The sequence below is a fragment of the Lentibacillus sp. Marseille-P4043 genome (genome assembly GCF_900258515.1).
In the GTDB taxonomy this organism is placed as follows: Bacteria; Bacillota; Bacilli; order Bacillales; family Amphibacillaceae; genus Lentibacillus_C.
Genome location: NZ_LT984884.1, coordinates 3,330,172 through 3,354,418, shown reverse-complemented (window position 1 = coordinate 3,354,418; position 24,247 = coordinate 3,330,172). Strand labels below are relative to the sequence as shown.

At 39.6% G+C, this 24,247-nt stretch carries 23 protein-coding genes; 21 read left to right on the top strand and 2 right to left on the bottom strand.

The genetic code is table 11. The features are described 5' to 3' along the window. The 8 genes from C8270_RS16630 to C8270_RS16595 all read left to right on the top strand — a co-directional run bounded on the left by C8270_RS16630 (position 1) and on the right by C8270_RS16595 (position 8,224). Positions 1-1,743 carry a LytS/YhcK type 5TM receptor domain-containing protein gene (locus C8270_RS16630; protein ID WP_106497913.1) on the top strand — a complete coding sequence of 581 codons (1,743 nt, stop codon included), beginning with the start codon at positions 1-3 and terminating at the stop codon, positions 1,741-1,743. Between the two features lie 8 nt (positions 1,744-1,751). Further along, positions 1,752-2,501, top strand: a complete 750-nt coding sequence (locus C8270_RS16625; protein WP_106497912.1) for a LytR/AlgR family response regulator transcription factor — start codon at positions 1,752-1,754, stop codon at positions 2,499-2,501. A 135-nt stretch (positions 2,502-2,636) separates the two neighbouring features. Then, a complete protein-coding gene (locus C8270_RS16620; RefSeq protein ID WP_106497911.1) occupies positions 2,637-2,981 on the top strand; it encodes a DUF485 domain-containing protein in 345 nt (114 codons plus the stop codon). Beyond that, entirely contained in the window at positions 2,981-4,513 is a 1,533-nt protein-coding gene (locus C8270_RS16615) for a solute symporter family protein (protein ID WP_106497910.1), read from the top strand. Before C8270_RS16620 ends, C8270_RS16615 begins: the two co-directional genes overlap by 1 nt. 117 nt (positions 4,514-4,630) lie before the next feature. Continuing rightward, on the top strand, positions 4,631-4,786 hold the full coding sequence (sspO, locus tag C8270_RS16610; RefSeq protein ID WP_106497909.1) for a small acid-soluble spore protein O: 156 nt from the start codon (positions 4,631-4,633) through the stop codon (positions 4,784-4,786). A gap of 773 nt (positions 4,787-5,559) precedes the next feature. After that, positions 5,560-6,756 carry a DHH family phosphoesterase gene (locus tag C8270_RS16605; RefSeq protein WP_106497908.1) on the top strand — a complete coding sequence of 399 codons (1,197 nt, stop codon included), beginning with the start codon at positions 5,560-5,562 and terminating at the stop codon, positions 6,754-6,756. 234 nt (positions 6,757-6,990) lie between these two features. Beyond that, entirely contained in the window at positions 6,991-7,419 is a 429-nt protein-coding gene (locus C8270_RS16600; protein ID WP_442785812.1) for a GNAT family N-acetyltransferase, read from the top strand. 118 nt (positions 7,420-7,537) lie between these two features. Then, entirely contained in the window at positions 7,538-8,224 is a 687-nt protein-coding gene (locus C8270_RS16595; RefSeq protein WP_234028582.1) for a hypothetical protein, read from the top strand. Positions 8,225-8,389: 165 nt separating this feature from the next. Here C8270_RS16595 and C8270_RS16590 read toward each other — a convergent pair whose 3' ends face one another. Next, on the bottom strand, positions 8,390-9,394 hold the full coding sequence (locus C8270_RS16590; RefSeq protein ID WP_106497905.1) for a DUF3231 family protein: 1,005 nt from the start codon (positions 9,392-9,394) through the stop codon (positions 8,390-8,392). Positions 9,395-9,523: 129 nt separating this feature from the next. Next, a complete protein-coding gene (locus C8270_RS16585) occupies positions 9,524-10,084 on the bottom strand; it encodes a GbsR/MarR family transcriptional regulator (protein ID WP_106497904.1) in 561 nt (186 codons plus the stop codon). A gap of 227 nt (positions 10,085-10,311) precedes the next feature. Between C8270_RS16585 and C8270_RS16580 the strand changes: the two genes are divergently transcribed. The 13 genes from C8270_RS16580 (at position 10,312) to C8270_RS16520 (ending at position 24,226) form a co-directional block, all read left to right on the top strand. Continuing rightward, positions 10,312-11,472, top strand: a complete 1,161-nt coding sequence (locus C8270_RS16580; protein WP_106497903.1) for a betaine/proline/choline family ABC transporter ATP-binding protein — start codon at positions 10,312-10,314, stop codon at positions 11,470-11,472. A gap of 13 nt (positions 11,473-11,485) precedes the next feature. Next, complete coding sequence (locus C8270_RS16575) at positions 11,486-12,130, top strand: ABC transporter permease (RefSeq protein WP_106497902.1); 645 nt, start codon at positions 11,486-11,488, stop codon at positions 12,128-12,130. 16 nt (positions 12,131-12,146) lie between these two features. Then, positions 12,147-13,076 carry an osmoprotectant ABC transporter substrate-binding protein gene (locus C8270_RS16570; RefSeq protein ID WP_106497901.1) on the top strand — a complete coding sequence of 310 codons (930 nt, stop codon included), beginning with the start codon at positions 12,147-12,149 and terminating at the stop codon, positions 13,074-13,076. A 1-nt stretch (position 13,077) separates the two neighbouring features. Beyond that, a complete protein-coding gene (locus C8270_RS16565; protein WP_106497900.1) occupies positions 13,078-13,740 on the top strand; it encodes an ABC transporter permease in 663 nt (220 codons plus the stop codon). Positions 13,741-13,800: 60 nt separating this feature from the next. Continuing rightward, complete coding sequence (locus C8270_RS16560; RefSeq protein ID WP_106497899.1) at positions 13,801-15,477, top strand: CocE/NonD family hydrolase; 1,677 nt, start codon at positions 13,801-13,803, stop codon at positions 15,475-15,477. Between the two features lie 1,084 nt (positions 15,478-16,561). After that, positions 16,562-17,788 carry an acyl-CoA dehydrogenase gene (locus C8270_RS16555; protein ID WP_106497898.1) on the top strand — a complete coding sequence of 409 codons (1,227 nt, stop codon included), beginning with the start codon at positions 16,562-16,564 and terminating at the stop codon, positions 17,786-17,788. Continuing rightward, complete coding sequence (locus C8270_RS16550; protein WP_106497897.1) at positions 17,785-18,558, top strand: SDR family oxidoreductase; 774 nt, start codon at positions 17,785-17,787, stop codon at positions 18,556-18,558. The genes C8270_RS16555 and C8270_RS16550 overlap by 4 nt, the downstream gene beginning before the upstream one ends. Before the next feature lie 71 nt (positions 18,559-18,629). After that, positions 18,630-19,193: a TetR/AcrR family transcriptional regulator gene (locus C8270_RS16545; protein WP_106498575.1), complete on the top strand. Its 564-nt coding sequence runs from the start codon at positions 18,630-18,632 to the stop codon at positions 19,191-19,193. 130 nt (positions 19,194-19,323) lie between these two features. Then, positions 19,324-19,728 (top strand): acyl-CoA thioesterase, encoded by a 405-nt coding sequence (locus tag C8270_RS16540; RefSeq protein WP_106497896.1) that lies wholly within the window; start codon positions 19,324-19,326, stop codon positions 19,726-19,728. Beyond that, positions 19,725-20,792, top strand: coding sequence for a phosphotransferase family protein (locus tag C8270_RS16535; RefSeq protein ID WP_106497895.1), 1,068 nt, complete (start codon positions 19,725-19,727; stop codon positions 20,790-20,792). Before C8270_RS16540 ends, C8270_RS16535 begins: the two co-directional genes overlap by 4 nt. A 2-nt stretch (positions 20,793-20,794) precedes the next feature. Beyond that, positions 20,795-21,529 (top strand): 2-phosphosulfolactate phosphatase, encoded by a 735-nt coding sequence (locus C8270_RS16530; protein WP_199794690.1) that lies wholly within the window; start codon positions 20,795-20,797, stop codon positions 21,527-21,529. Between the two features lie 28 nt (positions 21,530-21,557). After that, positions 21,558-22,532: a quinone oxidoreductase family protein gene (locus C8270_RS16525; protein WP_106497893.1), complete on the top strand. Its 975-nt coding sequence runs from the start codon at positions 21,558-21,560 to the stop codon at positions 22,530-22,532. Between the two features lie 47 nt (positions 22,533-22,579). Further along, the gene (locus C8270_RS16520; protein WP_106497892.1) at positions 22,580-24,226 is read left to right on the top strand and encodes a long-chain-fatty-acid--CoA ligase; all 1,647 of its coding nucleotides are present in this window, start codon (positions 22,580-22,582) and stop codon (positions 24,224-24,226) included. Positions 24,227-24,247 lie beyond the last annotated feature (21 nt).

The window sequence follows — 24,247 nt, the reverse complement described above, 5'->3', positions numbered from 1 at the left end:
GTGACGGATTTGACAATCATTCTGTTTGAACGACTGGGATTACTGTTGGTTATCGCTTTCGTACTTACACGTATACCAGGGTTCCGTTCGTTGCTTTATCGTGAATTTAGTTGGAAAATGACACTTATCCATGCATGTATGTTTGGTCTTTTCGGGATTGGTGGCACAATAACCGGTGTTGTGATCGAAGGTGATTTCGTCATTCATCATACATTTGTCTGGTCTGTTGGTGCTGGGGAGATGGTTGTGAGTTCCAGCCTCGTTGCGATCGTAATTGCCGGCTTATTAGGGGGGCCCATTGTTGGATTCGGTGCTGGATTAATTGCCGGGACACATTTATTCTTTCTTGGCGGTATCGGATTGCTTGCTAATAGCTTGGTTAATCCGTTAACAGGGTTGCTAGCGGGATTAACCGCTCGTTTCTTTTCCCAAGAAAGGGTTATCTCACCAATGAAGGCACTATTTATCGGAATTTTTCCACCGATTTTGCAAATGCATCTCCTGCTAATTTTTAATTCACAACCAGATTTCATGATCCAGGTTGTGAATACGATTGGTCTTCCCCTTGTACTATCGAACAGTATTGCAATTGCCATTTTTACTGCGATGATCGGTATCGTGTTACGTGAACAGGAAGATGAAGCAGCACTGGCGACGAAACAAGCATTGACGATAGCCGAGGAGGCATTACCATTTTTGAAAAAAGATGTACCACATGAGATGGCTGGGGGCATTGCTAGATTGCTTTATGATCGGTTAACATTGGCTGCCGTTTCAGTGACAGATAAACAGACTGTACTTTCGCATATTGGGTTGGGTGCAGATCACCATCGGGAGGGGGATAAAACCATCACATTGTTGGCGCAACAAGCATTTGCTACAAAACAAATGCAAGTGGCTTATTCGCGTTCAGAAATACAATGTGAAAATAAGAAATGTCCATTGGAAGCAGCGATCATTATTCCGCTGATCGATACCAATGATGCAATAGGACTTATTAAATTATACTTTCGTAAGGCACAACATATCCGTCCAGTTGAACTTATGTTAGCAAATGGACTTGGCCAGCTATTATCCCAGCAATTAAAAACCATTTCGGCCGATACATTAAAAATACATATGCGTGATGCGGAATTAAGGAATTTGCAAGCTCAGATTAATCCTCATTTCCTTTTTAATACGCTTCATTTAATTGCAGCATTATTCCGCAAAGATCCTGATCGAGCACGGTATATCACAATAAAATTGGCACAGTACATGCGGTTTAATCTCAAATTGGTTTCAACATCACTCGTAAACTTGGAAAAAGAGTGTGAACATGTGGAAGCTTACATTGAGATAATTCAGGCGCGATTTGCCAGCCGCTTACAGATCGATTTTTCCCAACCAGAAGATCTTACACACGTATTTATTCCGCCATCAACGATTCAACCACTTGTAGAAAATAGTATTCAACATGGTTTGCAGAAGGTTACAAAAGGCGGAGTTGTCGACGTTATCGTCCGAAAGCTGGATAAATTCGTACGCATAATAGTTCGTGATAATGGTTGTGGGTTTCCAGAAGATATCATCAAACGGGTGGGACATATGACATTGACCAGTAATCAAGATGGTGGGACAGGGCTATACAATGTTAACCAACGATTAATAGGCTTACTGGGCGAAACGGCATGTTTACATGTACGTAATTTACCCAACGGAAGTGAAGTGTTTATCGATATTCCAATTGAAAATGAAAGGTAGGTAATTAGATGAAAATTCATGCCTTGATCGCTGAAGATGAAGCATTGGCACGGGAAGAGTTAGTTTATTTACTAGAAAAGGAGCAGGATGTCATTGTCTGTCCAAGTGCGGAAACGGGCGAAGAATTAATTGAATTATACATGGAACATGAGCCAGACATCGTATTCCTTGATGTTCATATGCCTGGAATGCCTGGAGTGGAGGCCGCCAAAAAAATAACAGAGCTAGCATACATTCATGCACCGTTATTTATTTTTACGACAGCATATGACGAATATGCGGTGGATGCGTTTGAGATAGAAGCGGTTGATTATATGTTAAAACCTTATGACACAAAACGTTTTCAAAAAGCAATGGCACGTGCACGTAATCGATTGCCAGACACAAAGGGAAGCAATACGTTTAAAAATCATGATTCCCCTTCTGCCGCAAAACTACTTGTTGATGATGGAGAGCGGATGGTAGTTTTGTCGCCGGAATCGATTTACTATGCGGTCCCGTTTAACCGGATGTTGGAAATTCATACGGATCATAATGTGATCGAAAGTCGTATGACGTTACAGGAGTTAGAAAAGAAGTTACAAGGATTCTCATTTTTCCGGACACATCGCAGCTATTTAGTAAACTTAAATCACGTTCAAGCAATCACACCATGGTTTAATGGTACAAGTAACGTAACTCTTAAGGATAAAAATCAAACAACAATACCTGTTAGTCGAGCAGCAAGGAAGGTTCTATTTGACTTATTCGAAAGCTGACGATTAATGATTACATTTTGACTATTCAAACATCATTTGCGACCATTGACCCAAAAATACAACTTGTGTCATTAAAGATCATATATACTTATTAGTAAGCGCTTTCAATATAAAAAATAAAGGAGGATACTTTTTATGAATGTAGAAAAAGCGGAGCGAAACGAGGAGAAAGAGATTGATTTTGTTCAAGTAGCAAACAGTAAACAGTTCAAAACGTACATGCATAATCGAAAGAAGTTCATCGTGCCATTAACTATTTTTTTTCTGATATTTTACTTTTTACTGCCTGTTTTAACATCCTATACAAGCTTCCTAAATACACCAGCAATTGGTGATGTTTCGTGGGTTTGGCTGTTCGCATTTGCACAATTTATCATGACGTGGGTTCTATGTACGATTTATGTGAAAAAGGCGGCCTCCTTTGATGAGCAAGCAAATCAAATCATTGAGGACCAGATTAAAAATGGAGGGGATGCCTAATGGATGCAACGGTTGTAATTCTTTTTTTAATTATCGTTATGATAACACTTGTGATTACGTATTATGCAGCGAAACAAACACAGACAACTGGTGATTTTTATACAGCTGGAGGCGGATTAACTGGATGGCAAAATGGGATTGCGATTGCTGGTGATTATTTATCTGCAGCTTCTTTCCTTGGTATAGCAGGAGCAATTGCCCTTTATGGATTTGATGGGTTCTTCTATAGTATTGGTTTTCTAATTGCATATTTGGTTGTGTTGTTTTTAGTTGCTGAACCGTTGAGAAATTTAGGGAAATATACACTTGCAGATATGATCAATTCCCGGTTTGATGCCAAAAAAGTTAGGGGAGCGGCAGCACTTAGTACGATCACGATTGTAACGTTTTATATGATTGCACAGCTTGTTGGAGCAGGAGCACTTATTCAGTTGTTGTTTGATATAGACTATTGGATTGCCGTGTTAATTGTTGGTGTAATGATGACCATATACGTACTTTTCGGCGGAATGATTGCAACTAGTTGGGTGCAAATTGTCAAAGCAGTCCTTCTAATGGCTGGAATGGTTATTATTTCATTTCTGGTTTTATTAAAGTTCAACTTCAATATTGGGGAAATGTTTAGTAATGTTAAAACGGTTACGAGCCATGGGGCTGATTATTTAAAGCCAGGCTTAAAATATACCGAACCATTGGGGACCATTTCATTAATGATCGCATTAGTACTAGGAACATCTGGCCTACCACACATCCTGATGCGCTTTTTCACTGTTAAAGATGCGAAGACAGCTAGAAGTTCCGTTATTACTGCAACATGGACGATCGGTATTTTCTATGTGTTAACATTATTTCTTGGATTCGGTGCGGCTGCATTTGTAGGGGAAACGAATATTCTTGCAGCAAATCCAGGTGGTAACATGGCAGCACCATTACTGGCGAAAGCGCTAGGTGGAGATATTCTATTTGCATTTATATCAGCAGTTGCCTTCGCGACTATTCTGGCGGTTGTAGCAGGTCTCGTGTTATCTGGGGCATCGGCTTTTGCTCATGATTTGTATGGTCAAATTTTTAAAAAAGGAAAGGCTTCAGACAAAGAACAAATGCTAGCAGCTCGCTATGCTTCCTTAGCAGTATCAGTATTCGCTATTATTTTAGCATTATTCGCGCAAAATCTGAATGTGGCATTCTTGGTTTCTCTTGCCTTTTGTATTGCAGCAAGTGCCAATTTACCGGTTATTCTTTATACCGTTTATTGGAAAAAGTTTAATACTACAGGAGCCGTTACAGCAATGTTATGTGGATTGATTTCTGCGTTAGTTCTTGTATCGTTAAGTCCAAGTGTTTTCTCACCCGTTGAAGGTGCGGCATTGTTTGTGGGAGATCCGCTTTTCCCGTTGACCAATCCGGCATTAATCTCTGTTCCATTAGGTTTTCTTGGGGGGTACATTGGAACTAAACTGTCTAAAGAGACGGATGATATACGGTATGCTGAAGTGAAAGTAAAAGCAAATACAGGATATCGGGAAAATTAAGGAAAAGCGACTGTTTTATCAGTCGCTTTCCCTATTTTGGAATGTTGGTGCTGTTTTTATAACCATACATACAAATTATTTTGTTTGGCAAAATAATTTGTATGGAGGTGCTTTTTGATGAGCAATAGGAACAAGCAAAAAGTGAACAGTAATGTAAGCGATGAACAGGCAGTGAGGAAGAATTTATCGAGAGACTTTGATCATGAATTTGCGAACGAACCTCTAACAGAAAACGAAAAATACAACAATAAAAAAACAAAAAAGCGGCATTAAGTTTTAGTGGTTGATGAAGAAAAAATATAGAGACACCACCATGTAAATCTTTTTAGAAATCCGATGGTCAAGAAGATCATCGGTTTTTTTCCATCTCTCAGATTACGCAAAAAAATTTTTATTCCTTCCTGCCATCAATTACATTGGATAAAGATGATGAAGGCTTACACTTTTGATATAAAATACGACATAATTAGGAAATTCCTCTCCCACCGTTCTGGAAATACACTCGCTTTCCGCGGGCGGCTGGTGTCTACGCGTATTTCCTTCACTGGTATTACATTTACTACCATTAGCCGTAGTTGTAAGTGCCTATAAGTATTCCCACCACTTCACTAGTCCGGGTGAGTGGAGGGTGGTTGACTCCTCGAAAAAGAAAAGCACTTTTTCTTCGTGCGATGTATCGCTGACGTAGCCTTCCTTGTCCTGCGGGAACTATGGTTTTCGGTGGGGCGAGTTAGCGCAGCCCCAGCACGTGTCCGAAGACCCCGCAGAGTGGTTTGAAAAGGAGGGTCGACTAAAACCGTCCTTTGCGGACAACGTCGACATACCCCTCGCCGGGGCAAGGAGGCTGAGGCCGTGCCCGCGGAAAGCATCCACCCGGAGCGATCCCGGACGGCGGGAAATGCGCGTACTTATAGAAAAGAGCCCAGCAGTTACGTCGCAGTTTATATCAAGACATTATTCAGCAACAAGCAACTTTAGAACGAAACCTTATTTAAAAATGATAATTTCACCAACAAAAACGAATACTACATTCTGAGGTGAAGTGAATGTATAAATTGTTGTCACATAATGATTTGGACGGGGTTGGCTGTGGGATTTTGGCGAAGCTTGCTTTTGGTAATCAGGTTAGTGTTCGATACAATTCCATTTCAGCCCTTGACCGTGAAGTGAAACACTTTTTGGAAAATGGTAATAAGGACACAAGTTTGCTTATTACAGATTTGTCTATTAATCCAGAGAATGAAAAAAAAGTGGAGGTGTTTTTTCAGGAAGGGGGCAAGGTGAAACTACTGGATCATCATAAAACAGCTTTGCATTTTAATGATTATCAGTGGGCACATGTACAAGTTGAAGATGCAGAAGGAAAAGCGACTTCGGCAACATCATTACTTTACGAATACCTAGTTTCACGTCAACTTTTAAATCCTTCAGATGTCATAGTGGAATTTGTTGAACTTGTCAGACAGTATGATACATGGGAATGGGAGAAAAATGAAAACATTACAGCGAAACGGCTCAATACGCTTTTTTTCTTAATATCAATTGAAGCGTTTGAAGAAAAAATGATTCATCGGCTAAGATCAAGTGATCATTTTTATTTCGATGCGTTTGAACAGCAACTACTAGAAATAGAAGAAAACAATATTGAACGTTATATTCGTCGAAAAAGGCGTCAACTCATTCAAATAAAAGCGGGTGGCCACTTCGCTGGTGTCGTGCATGCGGAGTCGTATCATTCGGAATTAGGAAACGAGCTTGGGAAAGAATACCCACATCTTGATTATATCGTTATTTTAAATATGGGTGGTAAACGAATGGGATTTCGAACGATTCATGATCATGTTGATGTATCCAAAGTGGCTGGTCATTTTGGTGGCGGCGGGCATGAAAAAGCGTCAGGCAGCATATTAACCGATGCGGCATACAAACAGTTTGTGGCTAAAACATTCCCTTTGGAACCATTGCATGAAGATACGAAGCGTAACCGTTTTAATGTGAAGGAGTCAACTTTCGGTACCCTGTATAACAGTCGATCGGATGATTTGTTCTTGCTTTATCCGAAAAATAACCATGAATGGATGATTGAACGGAACAAAGTAAATGTAAAAGAGACATTTACAAGCTTTGTGGAAGGTGAAAAATTTTTAAAAAGGAATTATGAAGTCTGGCTTGCTAGAGATGATGTTTTTGTCCATTACTTAATGGAAGAAGTAAGGAAAGGAACTAATGGAAAATCAAAATAGATTGATTTTGCCACAAACTCAGATTAATAAAGTGAAATAATTCTCTTTCATAAAAGGGTTAAAATGTCCTTCACTGTATAACAAGTGAAGGCATTTTTAATGATCATTTATAAGTAAGCGTCAAATAATCCCCATCTGGTTACAGGTGGGGATTATTTGACGCTTACATTTATAATGTTTCCATTGATCATTTATGATAAACTGAATTAAAATTCTGAAAAGGGGGACCTGAACATGCTAACAATTAAACAATTACAATCACAAAAGGAAATCATCCAGGTATTTCCAGTAATTAAGCAATTACGAACACATCTTGATGAAACTACTTATCTAGAATTGGTTACAGATGCCATGGAGAATGACGGTTATAAAATGTTTGCTTTGCTCGATAATTATGAGATTGTTGCGGTTGCTGGTTTTAAACCGATGATTACACTTTATTATGGCAGATTTGTTTGGGTATGTGATTTAGTTACGGATCGTAATAATCGTTCCAAAGGCTATGGAGAAAGACTGCTTGCTTATGTTCATGAATGGGCAATAGAGCATCATTATGAAAGTGTTGCTTTATCTTCAGGATTACAGCGCAAGAATGCCCACCGTTTTTACAAGGATAAAATGAATTATGATAAAGTGAGTTATGTGTTTAAAAATTCCTTTTGATAGATGGTAGCGGATTTTCTATGCAAAAAGGAGGGAGACTATCCTGAATGGTTTACGAAATCTTGTTATTAGAAAACTATTAACGACATATGTAGTTACAACCCTAACATCAATTATATTGGCTTATTTATTCGTATTTATAAATAATTCAGAGACGACATATAACCTTGGAAATAAACTTATGGGCTGGTCCCTTGTTTATATGATGTATGTCGGAGTTATCATCATGTTGTATGGTAATGTCGTATCCATTTTATTGGAGTTTTTACGAATAAAATGGTTGAAACGACGAGACTGGTTATTTGTCCTTTTACATGGAATTTTGGGACTAGCGAATGGATTTGTTTTTCAAAATTGGTTGCTTGGAATAAGTGGAATGCTTGCTGCGATATGTTACGCGATAATTGATCGGTGGATATATACAAGGCAGAAAAAGCAAAAGGGCGCTAAAATGTTTGTTAGCATTCCTGTACTTATCTACGGTTTATCCTGGGGAATATTACAGTTCATATCTCCTTCGATGCCGCCTTTTACTAAGGAAGATGCGGTTGAATTTGCAACATCTGGACAAGGAACAGTAATTGATCGTTTTCCTGAAAAGATAGAGAAGTGGGAAGAAAAAATAGCTGGTTATCACATTGAACGAGAAACAACAGCAAGAAAAATTGGTGATGAGAAATATATCGTTACGTTTACAGAAACTTGGAAGAAAGGAGACGACATGGGGTCAAGGTACTATTCTTATAAAGTGGAACGAAATTCTATCACTGCATATCAGGTCGGGGGAAAGCAACCGCCTTATTAACATCTAGGGTAAGGAAGCATAAAGCTAGGGGGAAAGAGATCAGGGCTATCCACCGATAACTTCCAAATTGATTTATAGATTACCGAGGTTTCTCTTAACCCATTTGCTTCGCTATTGTTAGCAGGTTTACTACATATAAAAAGGACTTTCCTTTCTTTGATCTGCTTAGTTCGATAATTCATCACGGTCACTTGCTTGTAGGGGTTCTTCCATCCAACCATTGTCAATCAGGATGTTTGCGCCGTCTTCCGAATACTTGAGGATTTCATGTATGAACCGATCATAGTGTGCCGTTAGATCGCGTCTTAAACTTGTAGATATACTTGTTCCATAATATCCAATACCTAACGCAATTAAACCTGTAACCGTAAACATCATTAAACGGTCAGAGATTGGCGCTGCCTTTGATTCGGTGACATACGTATCTGATGTCATTGGAACTGGGAGATCATCTTCACGTAAGATAGACCCAAATACCTCGTTTTGTTTTGCGGCAATTTCCTTCCCTCGCACAAAGAATTGCGCAACCTTTTTAGATTTTGCCACTTGACTGAAGCCGATAAGGGTTGCTGTTCCTAAAGCATTACGTTGAAAATTGGAAAAAAGATTTGTTATCTCCAGTGATAATAGTGGTCGTCTTTCCCCAAACCAACCCGTAAGAAATTTTTGTTTTTTGACAAAATCAATTTTATCTGGGTATGGAATATATGGAGAGCGTACATAAAGGCCTTTTGACAGTAAAACATTTTTGGTCATCGTATCCAGTTGATTTACCTCTGTCAGACATTGCGCGTAAAATTCATTAATATCAGACCGTACGGCTAAGGACTTCGCAACACCATAGCCACTTAGTGAGATTTGGGCTGATTGTTTTATAAATTGTAGCATATAATTGTCTGTGAATAACCGCGGAGAATCGGTATTCAAATCCTGACTTTCCGAAAAACCGTTTGGCAATGGATAATCTTCCTTGGCAAAAATGGTGGTAAGTTTTTGGATATGACTTTGCGATAATTTTAACGCGTGTTCGATGATCGGACGAATTTCAGAGTCTTCAACAGTCTGCAAAAAATGCTTCAACATGCAAATGGAGCCACTATCATTTTGATAAGATGTCCAAAGTTGTGAAAGTTCTGCTGATGTAAGTTTTATGTTCTGCTCAGTCGACATATTTTTAAACCCCCATCTATTCTTTTCCTATCCTATACTCTATTCTTTGACTTATATATAGGAAATATACCTTTCCATTGAAAAGAAGGATGAAACCTCACGGGCTTCATCCTTCTTTTACTCATTATCTTAATCAACTTCAACTGGTACGGAGTCAAGGATCTTTCCGCTTTCAAAGAATTCTACCAATCTGTTAATCCAATCATAGTAACTGATCCATTGGGTTAATTCTTCTTTTAATTCGGCTACTTTTTGTTCTACTTCAGCTGAAAAATATTCCTTATGTGCTCGTTCTATCCGGGCAATTTTATCTTGAAGACGCCTGGCAAGCTGTGAATTTTTGCTGACTACTTCTTTCCAATTCGTCGTAAATAAGGAAATAAATGTTTGGATATAGTCATTTTCAACTCTGTAATGTTCTTTTCGACTGCCTTTAACAAATTCCTTTTCAGCAATGTTTAAGGACATCATCTGGCGGACCACTTGACTCATTCTTGTTTTACTCATCCCCGTTTCTTCTGCCAGCTCGTCAAGTGTCATTGGTGCTCGATTTAGATAAATAATGCCAAGCAAGCGTCCTACTGTTGAAGAAACCCCAAATGTTTTCATATTATCGGCAATTCGATCGGAGATTTGATCCTCTGCATGTTCAAGCTCTGCTAAGATGTGTGGTTCAGAATATGTACTCATAGCTCTCCCTCCAACTAAGTCCATTAATAGTCTAACATGTCAGTATAAAAAAACAAAAAAGCAAATGTGATACAAAATCCACGAAAATTGAAGGAAACTAAAGATATACACATTATAAAGTTTGTGAAATAAAAATTTTATAGATTTTTTAAAGTTTACACACTGGATTTTCTTTTCTATACTTAACTAGTACATTTCGACAAAATTCACACGGAGGTGTTTACACTTTGTTAGAATTTAAAAACGTGACAAAGAGTTATAACGGCGGTAAACCTGCTGTTAACAATTTAAATTTGAAAATAGAAAAGGGAGAATTTGTTTGTTTTATTGGGCCTAGTGGCTGCGGGAAAACGACTACGATGAAAATGGTAAACCGTTTGATTGATATTACAGATGGATCCATTTTGGTCGATGGTAAGGATATTAATCAGCAAGATCCCGTCGAATTGCGTCGTTCGATTGGCTACGTTATTCAGCAAATCGGTTTGATGCCACATATGACAATAAAAGAAAACATTGTGTTGGTTGGTACATTATTAAAATGGTCAAACGAAAGTAAAGATGAACGGGCAAAAGAATTAATTAAACTTGTCGATTTACCAGAAGAATATTTAGATAAATATCCACACGAATTAAGTGGTGGACAGCAACAACGAATTGGGGTATTACGGGCACTAGCCGCAAATCCACCGTTAATCTTAATGGATGAGCCGTTTGGTGCACTTGATCCAATTACAAGAGATTCACTGCAGGATGAATTCAAAAAACTGCAAAAAGAACTGCACAAGACAATTGTTTTTGTTACCCATGATATGGATGAAGCATTGAAACTTGCTGATCGCGTTGTCATTATGCGAGAAGGAGAAGTGGTCCAAGCAGATACACCGGAAGAGATTCTGCGTCATCCAGCAAATGATTTTGTTGAAGAGTTCCTTGGCAAAGAACGATTGATTCAAGGCCGGCCAGATGTTACAACTGTTGGTCAAATTATGGAGGGATCTCCTGTAACCGTACAATTGGGTGAAACAATTAAAACAGCTATTACAACGATGCGCGATAGACACGTAGATTCATTGCTTGTCGTCGATTCGGGAAATGTATTAAAGGGTTATATTGATATTGAAATCATAAACGCAAACTACAAGAAACATACCAGTGTGGAAGAAGTAATGGAGATTGAATTCCTTTCTGTTTCAAAAGAAAGCCTACTACGTGACACCGTCCATAAAATTCTCCGCCGCGGCATAAAATATGTTCCTGTCGTCGATGAAAATCATAGAATTGCTGGAATTGTAACAAGAGCGACATTGGCTAATTTAGTCTATGATACGATCTGGGGCGATGGTTTTGAAATCGACCAACCAGAACCTGTAGCTTTAGTAGATTAGGAGGTGTATTACTATGACAGAATTTTTTGCTTCACATGGAAGTGAACTAATCGTTAAGACCTGGGAACATTTATATATATCATTGGCTGCTATTTTACTTGGCGTTGTTGTTGCAGTTCCATTAGGTATTTTATTTTCACGCATTCCAAAGATGGCTGATCGTCTTATTTCTTTCGTTGGCATTTTGCAAACGATCCCCAGCCTAGCCATTCTTGCCTTCTTTATACCAATTATGGGTGTAGGAAAATTTCCAGCCATTATCGCACTGTTTTTCTATTCGCTGTTACCGATTTTACGAAATACATACATTGGTGTTCGAGGTGTCGATAGTGGTGTGCGCGAGGCTGGAAAAGGAATGGGAATGAATAATTGGCAATCCATTTTTAAAATTGAACTTCCATTAGCATTACCTGTAATCATGGCAGGGGTTCGCTTATCAACTGTTTATTTAATTGGATGGGCAACACTTGCGGCCTTTATCGGCGGCGGTGGCCTAGGTGACTTTATCTTTGATGGATTGAATCTTTATCAGCCAGCATTAATTGTTGCAGGAACAGTACCAGCTACGATTCTAGCATTACTAGCAGATCGTGGACTTCATGTATTGGAAAGAAAGTTAACACCGAATGGATTAAAAGAAACCTATCAAGCAGCGTAACACGGAGGTGAACGAGATGAAAAAAATACGATATAAACTAGTTATGGTCGTGCTGCTTCTCTTGTTGGTTTCCGGTTGTTCCTTACCTGGTTTAGCAAGTACAACTTCTAAAACAGTTAAGATTGGGACGCTCGGAACATCTGAATCAGAAATTCTTGGAGAAGTGATGTCGATTATGATTGAACGAGAAACCGATTTAGATACAGAACTTGTTACTCATCTTGGTTCTTCGATCGTCCAACACCAGGGAATGACAAGAGGGGATCTAGATATAACATCTACTCGTTATACTGGTACTGATTTATCGGGTGCACTTGGCATGGACCCGATTACGGATCCAGAGAAAGCAATGGACATTGTGCAACGAGAGTTTCAGAAGCGGTTTAATCAGACATGGGCTCCATCCTATGGTTTTGAAAACAGTTATTCTGTAGCGATAACAAAAGAATTTGCGGAAGAAAATAATATTGAAACCGTTTCGGATTTGGAACCTTATGCCGATGAATTACGGTTTGGTGTTGATAATGCATGGATTAACCGTAAAGGGGACGGTTATGACGGATTTAAAGAAACATATTTTGATTTTGGTGAAGTGTATCCGATGAATGTTGGCCTTGTTTATCAGGCTGCCTCCAGCGGACATATGGATGTTGTTTTAGCTTATTCATCGGATGGGCGAATTCAAGAATTTGATTTGAAAGTTCTTGAGGATGATAAAAGGTTTTTCCCACCATATGATGCATCACCGGTAATCCAAAACGAGCTACTTGAGGAATATCCAGAAATCAAGGATATTACCGAGCGTCTAGCAGGTCAAATTTCAACGGAAAAAATGCAGGAACTGAATTATCAAGCAGATGTAAAACTGATGAATCCAGGAAAAGTTGCCAAAGAATTTCTTGAAGAAAACAACTACTTCGTGACTGAACAGAAGGGAGGAGAATAACATGGAAACATGGGATCAACTGGTCTCGTATGTGAGTCAAAATAGTGGCTACATTTGGGTGCAATTTTACCGGCATTTTCTAATGGCAGCATATGGGGTTTTATTTGCTGCCGTGATTTCGATTCCCTTAGGTATTTTAATATCAAAGTACGGGAAGTTAAGCAGTTGGGTACTAGCATTTGGAAGTATTATTCAAACGATACCTGCTTTAGGCGCAATGGCAGTTATTATGATTGTGCTTGGACTTGGCACAAACACGGTTATTTTAACATTGATGCTGTACTCGATCCTTCCGATTACACAGAATACGTATGTTGGAATGAAAGAAGTCGATAAGACCGTCGTTGAAGCAGGATTCGCTTCTGGTATGACCAAATTTCAACTGCTAAGAATGGTGGAGCTACCACTTGCCATTAGTGTTATCATGGCAGGTTTACGTACTGCCTTAGTTGTTGGTATTGGTATTGCTGCGATCGGTGCGTTCGTTGGCGCTGGCGGGCTTGGTGCTATTATTTTGCGTGGAACAAACGCAACAGATGGAACAGCGATTATACTTGCAGGTGCTATACCAACAGCACTAATGGCGATTATTGCCGATCTTGTAATGGGTTGGATTGAACGGAAACTCCACCCCGTTAAATCATCAAAGCCACAAACAGTTTAATAAAACATCGTTAGCACTTGGCCTTTACCAAGTGCTAATTTAATAGAAGGAGGAGAATCAATGAAGATAAATGAAGCAATTAGATTTGAAGAAAATGTGGCATGTACATTATCTGACGGTACAGTTCTTCGTTCAGATGTGTACCGTCCTAACGATGAGGGGAATTATCCGGTCCTCATGATTCGTTTGCCCTATGATAAAAAAACACCTCGCTACTTTGATGAATATCTTGAAGTTCCCCGAATGGTTGAAGCGGGTTATGTCGTTATTTTACAGGATGTCCGTGGGCGTTTCGCTTCAGAAGGGGACTATTATCCATTTATTCATGAAGGCAGTGACGGATATGAGTCTGTCGAATGGGCGGCAAAACTTCCTTACGCAAATGGAAATGTTGGCTTGTTTGGAATGTCCTATCATGGTTACACACAACTGGCTGCAGCGGTCGAAAAGCCACCATCCTTAAAAGCGATAGCACCTGTTATGACAATGGCAGATCCGTGGGAAGACATGTTAAATGGAAAAAATGGGGCAAGTGGAGTTGGCAATTTCGAAACATGGACATTGGGATCAATTGTTTCCGACCAACTAAAACGCCGAAATGATCCGAAACATGCAAAGGTCCAAAACTATATCACGAATATGGTGGAATGGTTGTCTTATGCCCCGGCCAATGACTGGCCACCAATGAAAGATCTGGATCCCAAATCATTCTTTTTCGATGTCATGCATGAGAAAATGGATCCTGATTACATAACGAAAATGCAGCTTAACGAAAAACTGCACAATGTGGAAATACCCGCTCTTTTCATGGGAGGCTGGTTTGATTCGTTGTTAAAACCAACATTAAAGGCATATAACAACTATAATGGACCGCGGATGCTTTGGATCGGACCTTGGACACATGAGGAAATGAGTGGTCGAGCAGGTGAAAAATTTTTTGAGCATGCAGCAAAAAACATCGGCGTTGATCAGATCACAGACCCAACCGAAATTCATATTAAATGGTTTGATAAATGGCTAAAGGATAAACCAATGCCAATCGAAAAAAATATTCATCTTTATCGAATGGGACAAGCAAAATGGGAAGCATACGAGGAATGGCCCCCTACATCGGTGAAAAAAGAACTGTTTCTTTATAGTGAGGGAGAATCACAAACGCGAGACGGGGATGGTCAGCTATTAGATGCTCCAGCCATGTCGCAAACAACAAGTCAGTTAAAATTAGATCCCGCCAATCCTGTTCCAACACGCGGTGGCGGTGTACTGATCGCTGGTCATCAGTCAGGGATGTTTGAAATAGGCGACATTCAAGATAGAAAAGATGTGCTTGTTTACACTGGGCTAACGTTAGATAAAAACCTCAACATGCTGGGTACAGTGACAGCAAGTATTTGGGTATCATCCCCTACATCACTAATGGATCTGGCTATACGATTATCTGATGTAGAACCATCAGGTAACGTTTATCCGATTATGGATACCTATCACCGTGCAAAGGTAAGCGAAATAGGTCAGCCATTCTGTATTCCAGTTGATGTTGGACATACGGCATATCAACTAAAAAAGGGGCATCGCTTACGAGTAGATATAGCCGCAAGTAATGCACCACTTTATGACGTGAATCTTAATACGGGACAAACAACAAAAACTGCATCATCGGGAAAAGTAGCCGTTGAACACGTTTATCATGGTGGGGCGTTTTCGTCAAAAATTGTTTTGCCCGTAACGGAAAAGTAATTTATTATGGCTCTTTTCGTAAATTTAGTTGCTTTTATTTTCGCAGTTGATATAAAATGCGACATAGTGAAATTTCTATTTTGTGACTTTTATTCCGGTTTTAATGACAATTGAGTGCTTAGTTATCGCTGCGGCAGAATACTTCGCTTTCCGCGGGCACGGCTTCAGCCTCCTCGCGGAAAACCGCCGCTGCGGGGTCTTCAGACTCGTGCTGTTCCCGCAGGAGTCTACGTATTCTGCCTACGCTGATAGTAGTGTTCTGATTATCGAAAGGGGGAAGCCATGTAATCTAAGTTACAAGAATTTCTCCTTGAAGAGAAGAATATTCTAAGTTGCGGAAAAAACAGCTCCATTTTTTCTACGTGCGATGTAACGTCCCCGAATTATTTCTTATCCAAAGCGAACAGCATGTGTCCGAAGACTCCGGAAGTAACTTTTTTTCATCATAAGGAGACTGAAGCCATGCTCTAAGTTGCGCGACAGTTTGCAGCTAAAACCAACTATCTTATTCGCATTTAATAACATTGCCAATTGGTAGTCGAAACGGTAAAACAGCGGAGGAAATATACGGAGACTCCTGGGGGAGGAAAGGCATCGGTGAGACCCCGCAGTGCGACGAGCGAAACTTCCACCGAATAAGCTTCGAGTTGCGAGGAGCGATACTTCACCGAAATTACTTGCAACGCGACGAGCACCCAGCACGAGGAGGCTCAACAGCCGCCCCCGGAAAGCGAAGTGTATTTCCGTAGCGGTAATTAGTGCGCATTCTATATCTTGTATGTCACAAAAACAACAATTTTTTGGAAAACATCCTTAATTATTTATAGAACCTCCGTGAGTAACAAGTGTTCCAATACACTTGTTACTCACGATTTTTTTAATATCGTCTGTAATTAAGTTATATTCTACCGCAATCTAGGAATATACTGATGTGTGGATAAGCTATTAAATAGTTCAGGTTGAAAATGATAACATACAGAAAAATGTTGCATTTATATTTGTGGTTGTTATAATTATATATAAGATTCTGAACATACTATCCGGTAGGTTTGTGGATGGAAATATTTGATTGGGGGAGAGTAAGATGGATTTTTCATATTCTAGCAAGGTAATAGATTTGCAAAAGAAATTATCTAATTTTATGGAAGTACATGTGTATCCCAATGAAAAAGTATACAAGGAACAATTGAATCAGCAGGAAAATCGCTGGTCGACAGTACCACCTATTATGGAGGAATTAAAACAAAAAGCGAAAGAAGAGGGGTTATGGAATTTATTTTTACCCGAAAGCGAGTATGGGGCTGGTTTAACGAATCAAGAGTATGCGCCGCTTTGCGAAATAATGGGAAGATCTCTAATTGGACCAGAAGTGTTTAATTGTAGTGCGCCTGATACAGGAAACATGGAAGTTCTCGTTCGCTACGGTACTGAACTACAAAAAAAGCAATGGCTTGAACCGCTTCTAGCCGGTGAGATTCGCTCATGCTTTTCGATGACGGAGCCTGATGTTGCCTCAAGTGATGCAACAAATATTGAGTCCAGCATTGTTCGAGACGGAGACGAGTACGTAATCAATGGACGAAAATGGTGGTCATCTGGTGCAGGGGATCCACGCTGTAAAATTGCCATTGTAATGGGAAAAAATGACCCAAATGCAGCTAAACATGAGCAACAGTCGATGATTTTGGTTCCATTAGATACGCCAGGTGTTACGATTGAGCGGATGCTTCCAGTGTTCGGTTATGATGATGCCCCACATGGTCACGCGGAAATTACGTATGACAATGTACGGGTACCTGTCGAAAATATGTTATGGGATGAAGGGAAAGGATTTGCTATTGCTCAAGGACGCCTTGGACCTGGCCGAATTCACCATTGCATGCGATTAATTGGTGCAGCAGAGCGAGCACTTGAAGATTTATGTAAGCGTGTTCAAGGGAGGGCTGCTTTCGGTAAAAAAATAGCTGATCAAGGGGTTGTCCAAGAATGGATCGCTGAATCACGAATTGATATTGAACAAGCGCGATTATTAACGCTAAAAGCAGCATATATGATGGATACGGTTGGAAACAAAGAAGCAAAAACGGAAATTGCAATGATCAAAGTAGTCGCACCAAATATGGCATTGCGGGTTATTGACCGGGCAATTCAAGCACATGGTGGTGCAGGAGTTAGCGAGGATTTCACGCTTGCTAATCATTGGGCGAATGCAAGGACACTTCGTCTTGCGGATGGACCAGATGAGGTTCATCGCAGACAGATTGCTAAATTAGAGCTTCGAAAATATAAAAAAGAGGAGAGCTTAATATGAGTGTACTAGATTTATTCAAATTAGATGGAAAGACAGCTATTGTAACTGGTGGCGGAAGAGGATTAGGTGCGCAAATCGCCCGAGGATTTGCAGAAGCAGGTGCAAATGTGGTGGTCTGCTCAAGAAAGTTAGATGCGTGTGAAAAAATGAGTGAAGAGCTGAAACAACTAGGAGTGGACTCGTTAGCTTTTGCTTGTGATGTATCGAATCCTGAAGACGTCAAAAAAGTTGTTGAAGGAACTGTGGACCACTTTGGTACGATTGATATTTTAGTAAATAATAGTGGAGCTACTTGGGGTGCGCCTGTTCTGGATATGCCATTTGAAGCATGGCAGAAGGTCATCAACGTGAACATAACCGGTACATTTTTAATGAGTCAAGAAGTTGGAAAAACGATGATTAAACAAAATCAAGGGAAGATCATTAACATTGCATCAGTCGCTGGTTTTGGTGGAACGGACCCAAGGTATATGGACACGATTGGTTATAACACAAGTAAGGGAGCCGTTATGACATTTACGAAGGATCTAGCTGTTAAATGGGGACAGCACAATATCAATGTAAATGCCATTGCGCCAGGATTTTTCCCGACAAAAATGTCCCGTGGTCTATTAGAACAAGGAAAAGAGAAAATCCTGGAAGGAACGCCACTGAATCGGTTAGGAAATGATGCTGATTTACAAGGCGCAGCATTATTCTTGGCCTCAAAAGCGTCAGATTTTGTTAGTGGTGATATTTTAGCTGTTGATGGTGGTTCACACGCTTATTAGGATGAATTATTTTCGGTGTTGTGATAAATTTAAACTAGATAAAATAGTACAACTAGGTGAGGAAAATGCATATGAAAGATGACATTATAAAGGAGAGTATCTTACTCTTTGAAAAGAAAGGTTTTAGTGAAACGTCTATTCAAGATATTGTGAATGTTTTGGGCGTTACAAAGGGGACATTTTATTACTATTTTTCCAGTAAAGAGCAGCTATTAATGGAAATTCACCATGCTTACATTACGAATCTATTAGACCGTCAGAATCGGATTATAGATAATGATTATACGACGCCAACGGAAAAATTAACCGACATCATCAGGTTACTAATCATGGATGTTGCGGAGAATGGTCCAAGTGCTCGTGTATATTTTCGTGAGATACGGCATTTAACCAAAGAAAACATTGAAAACATTAAACAGAAAAGGGAACAATTCCGTTTAAATGTTGAAAATGTTGTGCAAGAAGGAATTAATCAAGGACTATTCAAGGAAAATCTACGAGTAGATATCATTACGTTTGGCATATTAGGGGTTACGAACTGGAGTTATAATTGGTTTAAGCCAGACGGAGAAGTTTCACCGGAAGAGTTAGTAGACATCTATGCAGATATGATATTGGCCGGCATTACAAATTGAAATGAACGATATTACTATCTTTATATAGGTAGTAATATAAAATAAAATTTCCGAATAGTATAAACATACCAACTGATTAGTATATGCAAATTATACGTGCCATGACAACGGTTCAGGGGGCGATTGAAAAATGGAGATTAATGTCCGTGTAAGTGAAACAGATATGTTAGGTCACATTAATAATGCAAGTTACTTTACGTATATGGAGGAAACAAGGCTCGATTTTTTACAAAAACTTGGGATGGATGTTCGTGCTGATGATTTTACGATTATGCTAGTGTCAACAAAGTGTGATTTTGTCAGGCAAGGGTATTTTGGACAAACGCTAGATATTGAAACAACGGTGCAACGAATTGGTAATACTAGTTTTACATTGTGTACAGAGATGTGTGATAAAGAATCAGGCAATCTGATCGCAAGTGGTGAGGCGACCATTGTTTATGTAGATATAGTACAGCAAAAGGCAGCGATAATTCCGGATGCATTTAAAGCGTCACTACAAGAACATTTGCGTGAGAGGAGTGAAGAGCAATGAAAGCCTCATATAGCGATACGATTAACGTTCGAAAAGGTGAGGAACTTAATAAGACAGGATTGGAGCAATTCGTCCGGGAAAATATCTCAGGGATTCCTGATGGATCATTGGAAATTGAACAATTTGGTGCAGGTCATTCTAATTTAACCTACTTGTTACGGATTGGATCATGGGAGGCAGTGCTGAGACGGCCTCCGCTTGGTCCAGTAGCTCCCAAAGCTCATGATATGGAAAGAGAATACAAGATATTATCGGGTTTGAATCCATTGTACAAAGCGGCACCAAAGCCATATGTCTTTTCCGACGATGAACAGATTGTTGGAAGTCCATTTTTTATTATGGAGCGCAGAAAAGGAATTGTAGTAGATTCCGAATTTCCTAATGACATCGTTTACGAATCGGCTTTAGGCAGAAAAATTTCTAAATTAATGGTGGATAAACTAGTAGAATTACACCAGATTGATTTTACCAAAACGAATCTAGTTAACATGTCAAAACCAGATGGATTTATGGAACGTCAAGTAAATGGTTGGATTAAACGGTATGAGCGAGCGAAAACAGAAGATGTATCAGGTGTCGATCAATTGACGAAATGGTTGCAAACTAATATTCCTGCGTCACCAGAACCTACCATTATTCATTACGATTATAAGTTAAATAATGCCATGTTTTCAGAGGATTTCTCTGAGATAACAGGATTGTTTGATTGGGAAATGACCACGGTAGGTGATCCATTGGCAGATCTTGGTGCAGCATTAAGTTATTGGATTGAACCAGATGATCCGGAAGAACTGCAGACAGGACTTGGAAAACCATCTGTAACAATAAAAGAAGGGTTTTTCACCCGACGGGAATTTTTGCAAGACTATGCAACAAAAAGTGGTCGTGATGTGTCGGATATGCATTTTTACTTAACGTTTGCCTACTTTAAACTTGCTGTAATCATCCAGCAAATCTATTATCGATATTACAAAGGACAAACGAATGATGCAAGATTTGCTAATCTTAATCATTATGTTGTGAATTTAATTAGCCATGCATTGTATTCTGCCAAAGGTGTGTGAATATGAAAATTCATTTGTTATTAAAAAAAGAGGAAGTTGATACGGTACAGATGGATGAAAATAAAATTGCGGTTGTATTTGATGTATTACTTGCAACTTCAACCATCACAGCTTGTCTCGACTATGGAGCGAGGCAAGTAATTCCCGTGATGGATGAAGCGGAGGCATTAAAGGAAGCAAAGAACTTTTCGCAAGAAGATATTTCACTTGTTGGGGAGTATGACGGGAAAACAATTGACGGATTTTTAGATCCGGCTCCTCTGGCTTTAAAAGAACATGTAGCAGCGAAAACAGTTGTGTTATCAACGACAAATGGAACAGTTGCTATTCGCAAAGCAGCCTCGGCCAAAGAGGTATATATAGCATCGTTATTAAATGGAAGGGCTGTAAGTAAGCAGATCGCTGATATGTATGATAATGAGACGATTATTGTTGTCTGTTCAGGGTCGAAAAATCAATTTTGCTTAGAGGATTTTTATGGTGCAGGATACTTTATCGACCAACTTGTAAACGCATACGGTGGACAGATAGATTTAACGGACAGTGCGTTAACTGCAAAGTTGTTTTATGAAAATGTGTCTGATCAAGCTGTACTTCGTGATTCCCGTGTAGGAAAGATGCTTGAAAATTATGGATTTGAAGATGATATTGCGTATGTAAATCAACGTGGCATCCTATCTGTGATTCCGCGATTAGTTGATGGAAAAACAATAATGGAAGAGAGAAGGCAGCAATAAGCAAAGAAAATTAGGAGGAAATAAGGTTATGAAAGCTGTACAATTTGACGAATATGGTGGACCGGATGTGTTGAAGGTTACGGAAATCGAAACACCGGCAATCAGTGAAAATGATGTTCTGATTGAGGCGAAAGCAATTGGTGTGAATTATGCTGACACTGCAAGACGGCAGGGGGAGTATGTCGTCCCTACAACATTACCGTTTATTCCAGGCACAGAGGTTGCAGGTGTGGTATCAGAAGTCGGCGATCAAGTTCACGGGATAGAAAAAGGGGAGCGTGTTGTTTCGTTAATTGAATCAGGTGGCTATTCTGAAAATGTGGTTGTGGATGCAAATACGCTGATCCCCATTCCAGATGATGTGTCCTATGAAAAAGCCGTTGCTCTACCAGTACAAGGATTAAGTGCATACCACATTCTAAAAACAATGGGCCGTTTGGAAGAAGGAGAGACTGTTCTTGTTCATGCGGCATCAGGTGGAGTCGGTTTATTGGCTGTACAGTTGGCAAAACAATTTGGTGCTGGAAAAGTGATTGCAACGGCTAGTACACCAGAAAAATTAGCATTTGCTGGAAAGATGGGAGCGGATCATTTAGTTAACTATTCGGAGGACGACTGGGAGAATAAAATACGGGAACTAACTGATCGGAAGGGTGTTGATGTAGCACTTGAAATGGTTGGTGGCAGTGTTTTTTACAAGACACTTAAATGCTTGGCAGAATTTGGCCGTTTGGTAATTTACGGGGTAGCAAGTGGCGAACAATCAAAATTTTACCCATCGTCACTAATGAAGCGCAATCAATCCATTGTTGTTTTTTTCTTGCCACAAATAATGAAAAGGCCCACTTTGTTCAAAAGCAGTCTCCAGGAACTTCTCACGTATGTAGGTCAAGGTAATTTGGAACTTACGATCGGTGGTACTTATCCATTAGCACAAGCAGCTAAAGTTCATCAGCTGTTTCAAGATAGGAAAACGAAAGGTAAGATTGTGTTAATCCCATAGAAAAATGCGTGTAAGAAACGATAAAAAACAGGAAGGGTGATGTATTCATGCACACAAACCATTTCAAGTATTGGCCTTCACGTTTGTCTAAAACGCTTACAGTACCGGAAACGACTCTATACGATAATTTGACAATTACCGCAAAAAAATACCCACACAAAATAGCAATACGGTACTATGGACAAACATATACGTATCAACAACTTTTAGATGAAGTGAACCAGCTGGCTGGATATTTAGAAAATGATATGGGTGTCCAAAATGAAGAAAAAGTGCTGTTGTTCATGCAAAATTCTCCTCAATTTGTGATAAGCTTTTTTGCTATACTACGCGTGCGGGCAGTCGTTGTACCAATTAATCCGATGAGTACAACGGAAGACCTGACTTTTTACGTGCAAGACTGTGATATCAAACAGGCATTGGTTGGGCAAGAATTGTACACTAAAGTTACCCCATTAAAGGAAAATACATCTCTTGAAAAAATTATCGTTACAGCATATTCCGACTACATTTTAGCTGATCATGCGCTTGGTAATTTACCGCCAGAAGTAGTTGCCCCTGCTAGTGAAATCACGGCAGACATTGCATGGAAAAATGCATTAACTACAGAGCACCAACCTTCACCATATCAAGGAGTGAAGGAAGATGTTGCAGTTATTCCCTATACATCAGGAACAACAGGCTTGCCTAAAGGCTGTATCCACACAAATAGTACTGTTCAAGCAAATACAACTGGAGCTTATCATTGGATGAATGTGACACCAGATGCTGTGGCACTGGCAACTTTACCATTATTTCATGTGACAGGATTGCTGCACAGCATACTTACACCAATTTTAGCAGGAAGTACAATCGTGTTACTTACTCGCTGGGATCGTGATTATGCAGCAAAAGCAATTGAGAGGTATGGTTGTTCTCATTGGATTAATATTAGTACCATGTTAATCGACTTTTTAGCCAATCCGAATCTAGCAAACTATAACATATCGTCACTGGAATCGATTGGTGGTGGAGGTGCTCCTTTACCGGAAGCGGTTGGAGAACAGCTTTATGAGAGAACAGGGCTACGTTATGCAGAAGGGTATGGGTTGTCAGAAACGATTTCACATACACATTTCAACCCACCTGATCGCCCAAAATTACAATGTCTAGGGGTTCCTTCATTTGATGTTGATGCACGTATAATAGATCTGGCAACCGGTAAAGAACTCGGCGCTAATGAAGAAGGAGAGCTGGTTGTTAATGGACCCCAAGTTTTCAAAGGTTATTATCATCGAGAAGAAGAAAATCAAGCATCGCATATGCAACTAGAAGGAAAACAATTTTTTCGCACCGGTGACATTGTAAAGATGGATGAGGACGGTTATTTCTTCATTGTTGATCGGCTAAAGCGGATGATCAATGCGGCTGGATTTAAAGTATGGCCGACGGAAGTGGAATCCATTTTATATAAACATCCAGCAATCCAGCAAGCATGTGTTGTCCGTGCACCAGATGTAAAACGTGGAGAAACGGTCAAAGCATTTGTTATTTTGAATGATGATTCTATTGGAAAAGTAACCGAAAATGACATTATCGAATGGTCCAAAGAGCAAATGGCGGCATACAAATATCCGCGAATTGTTGAATTTACAGATCGTTTTCCTACTACAAGCAGCGGGAAAGTCTTGTGGAGAGAATTACAAGAGAGTTGATCATATAGATAGATTGTTAGG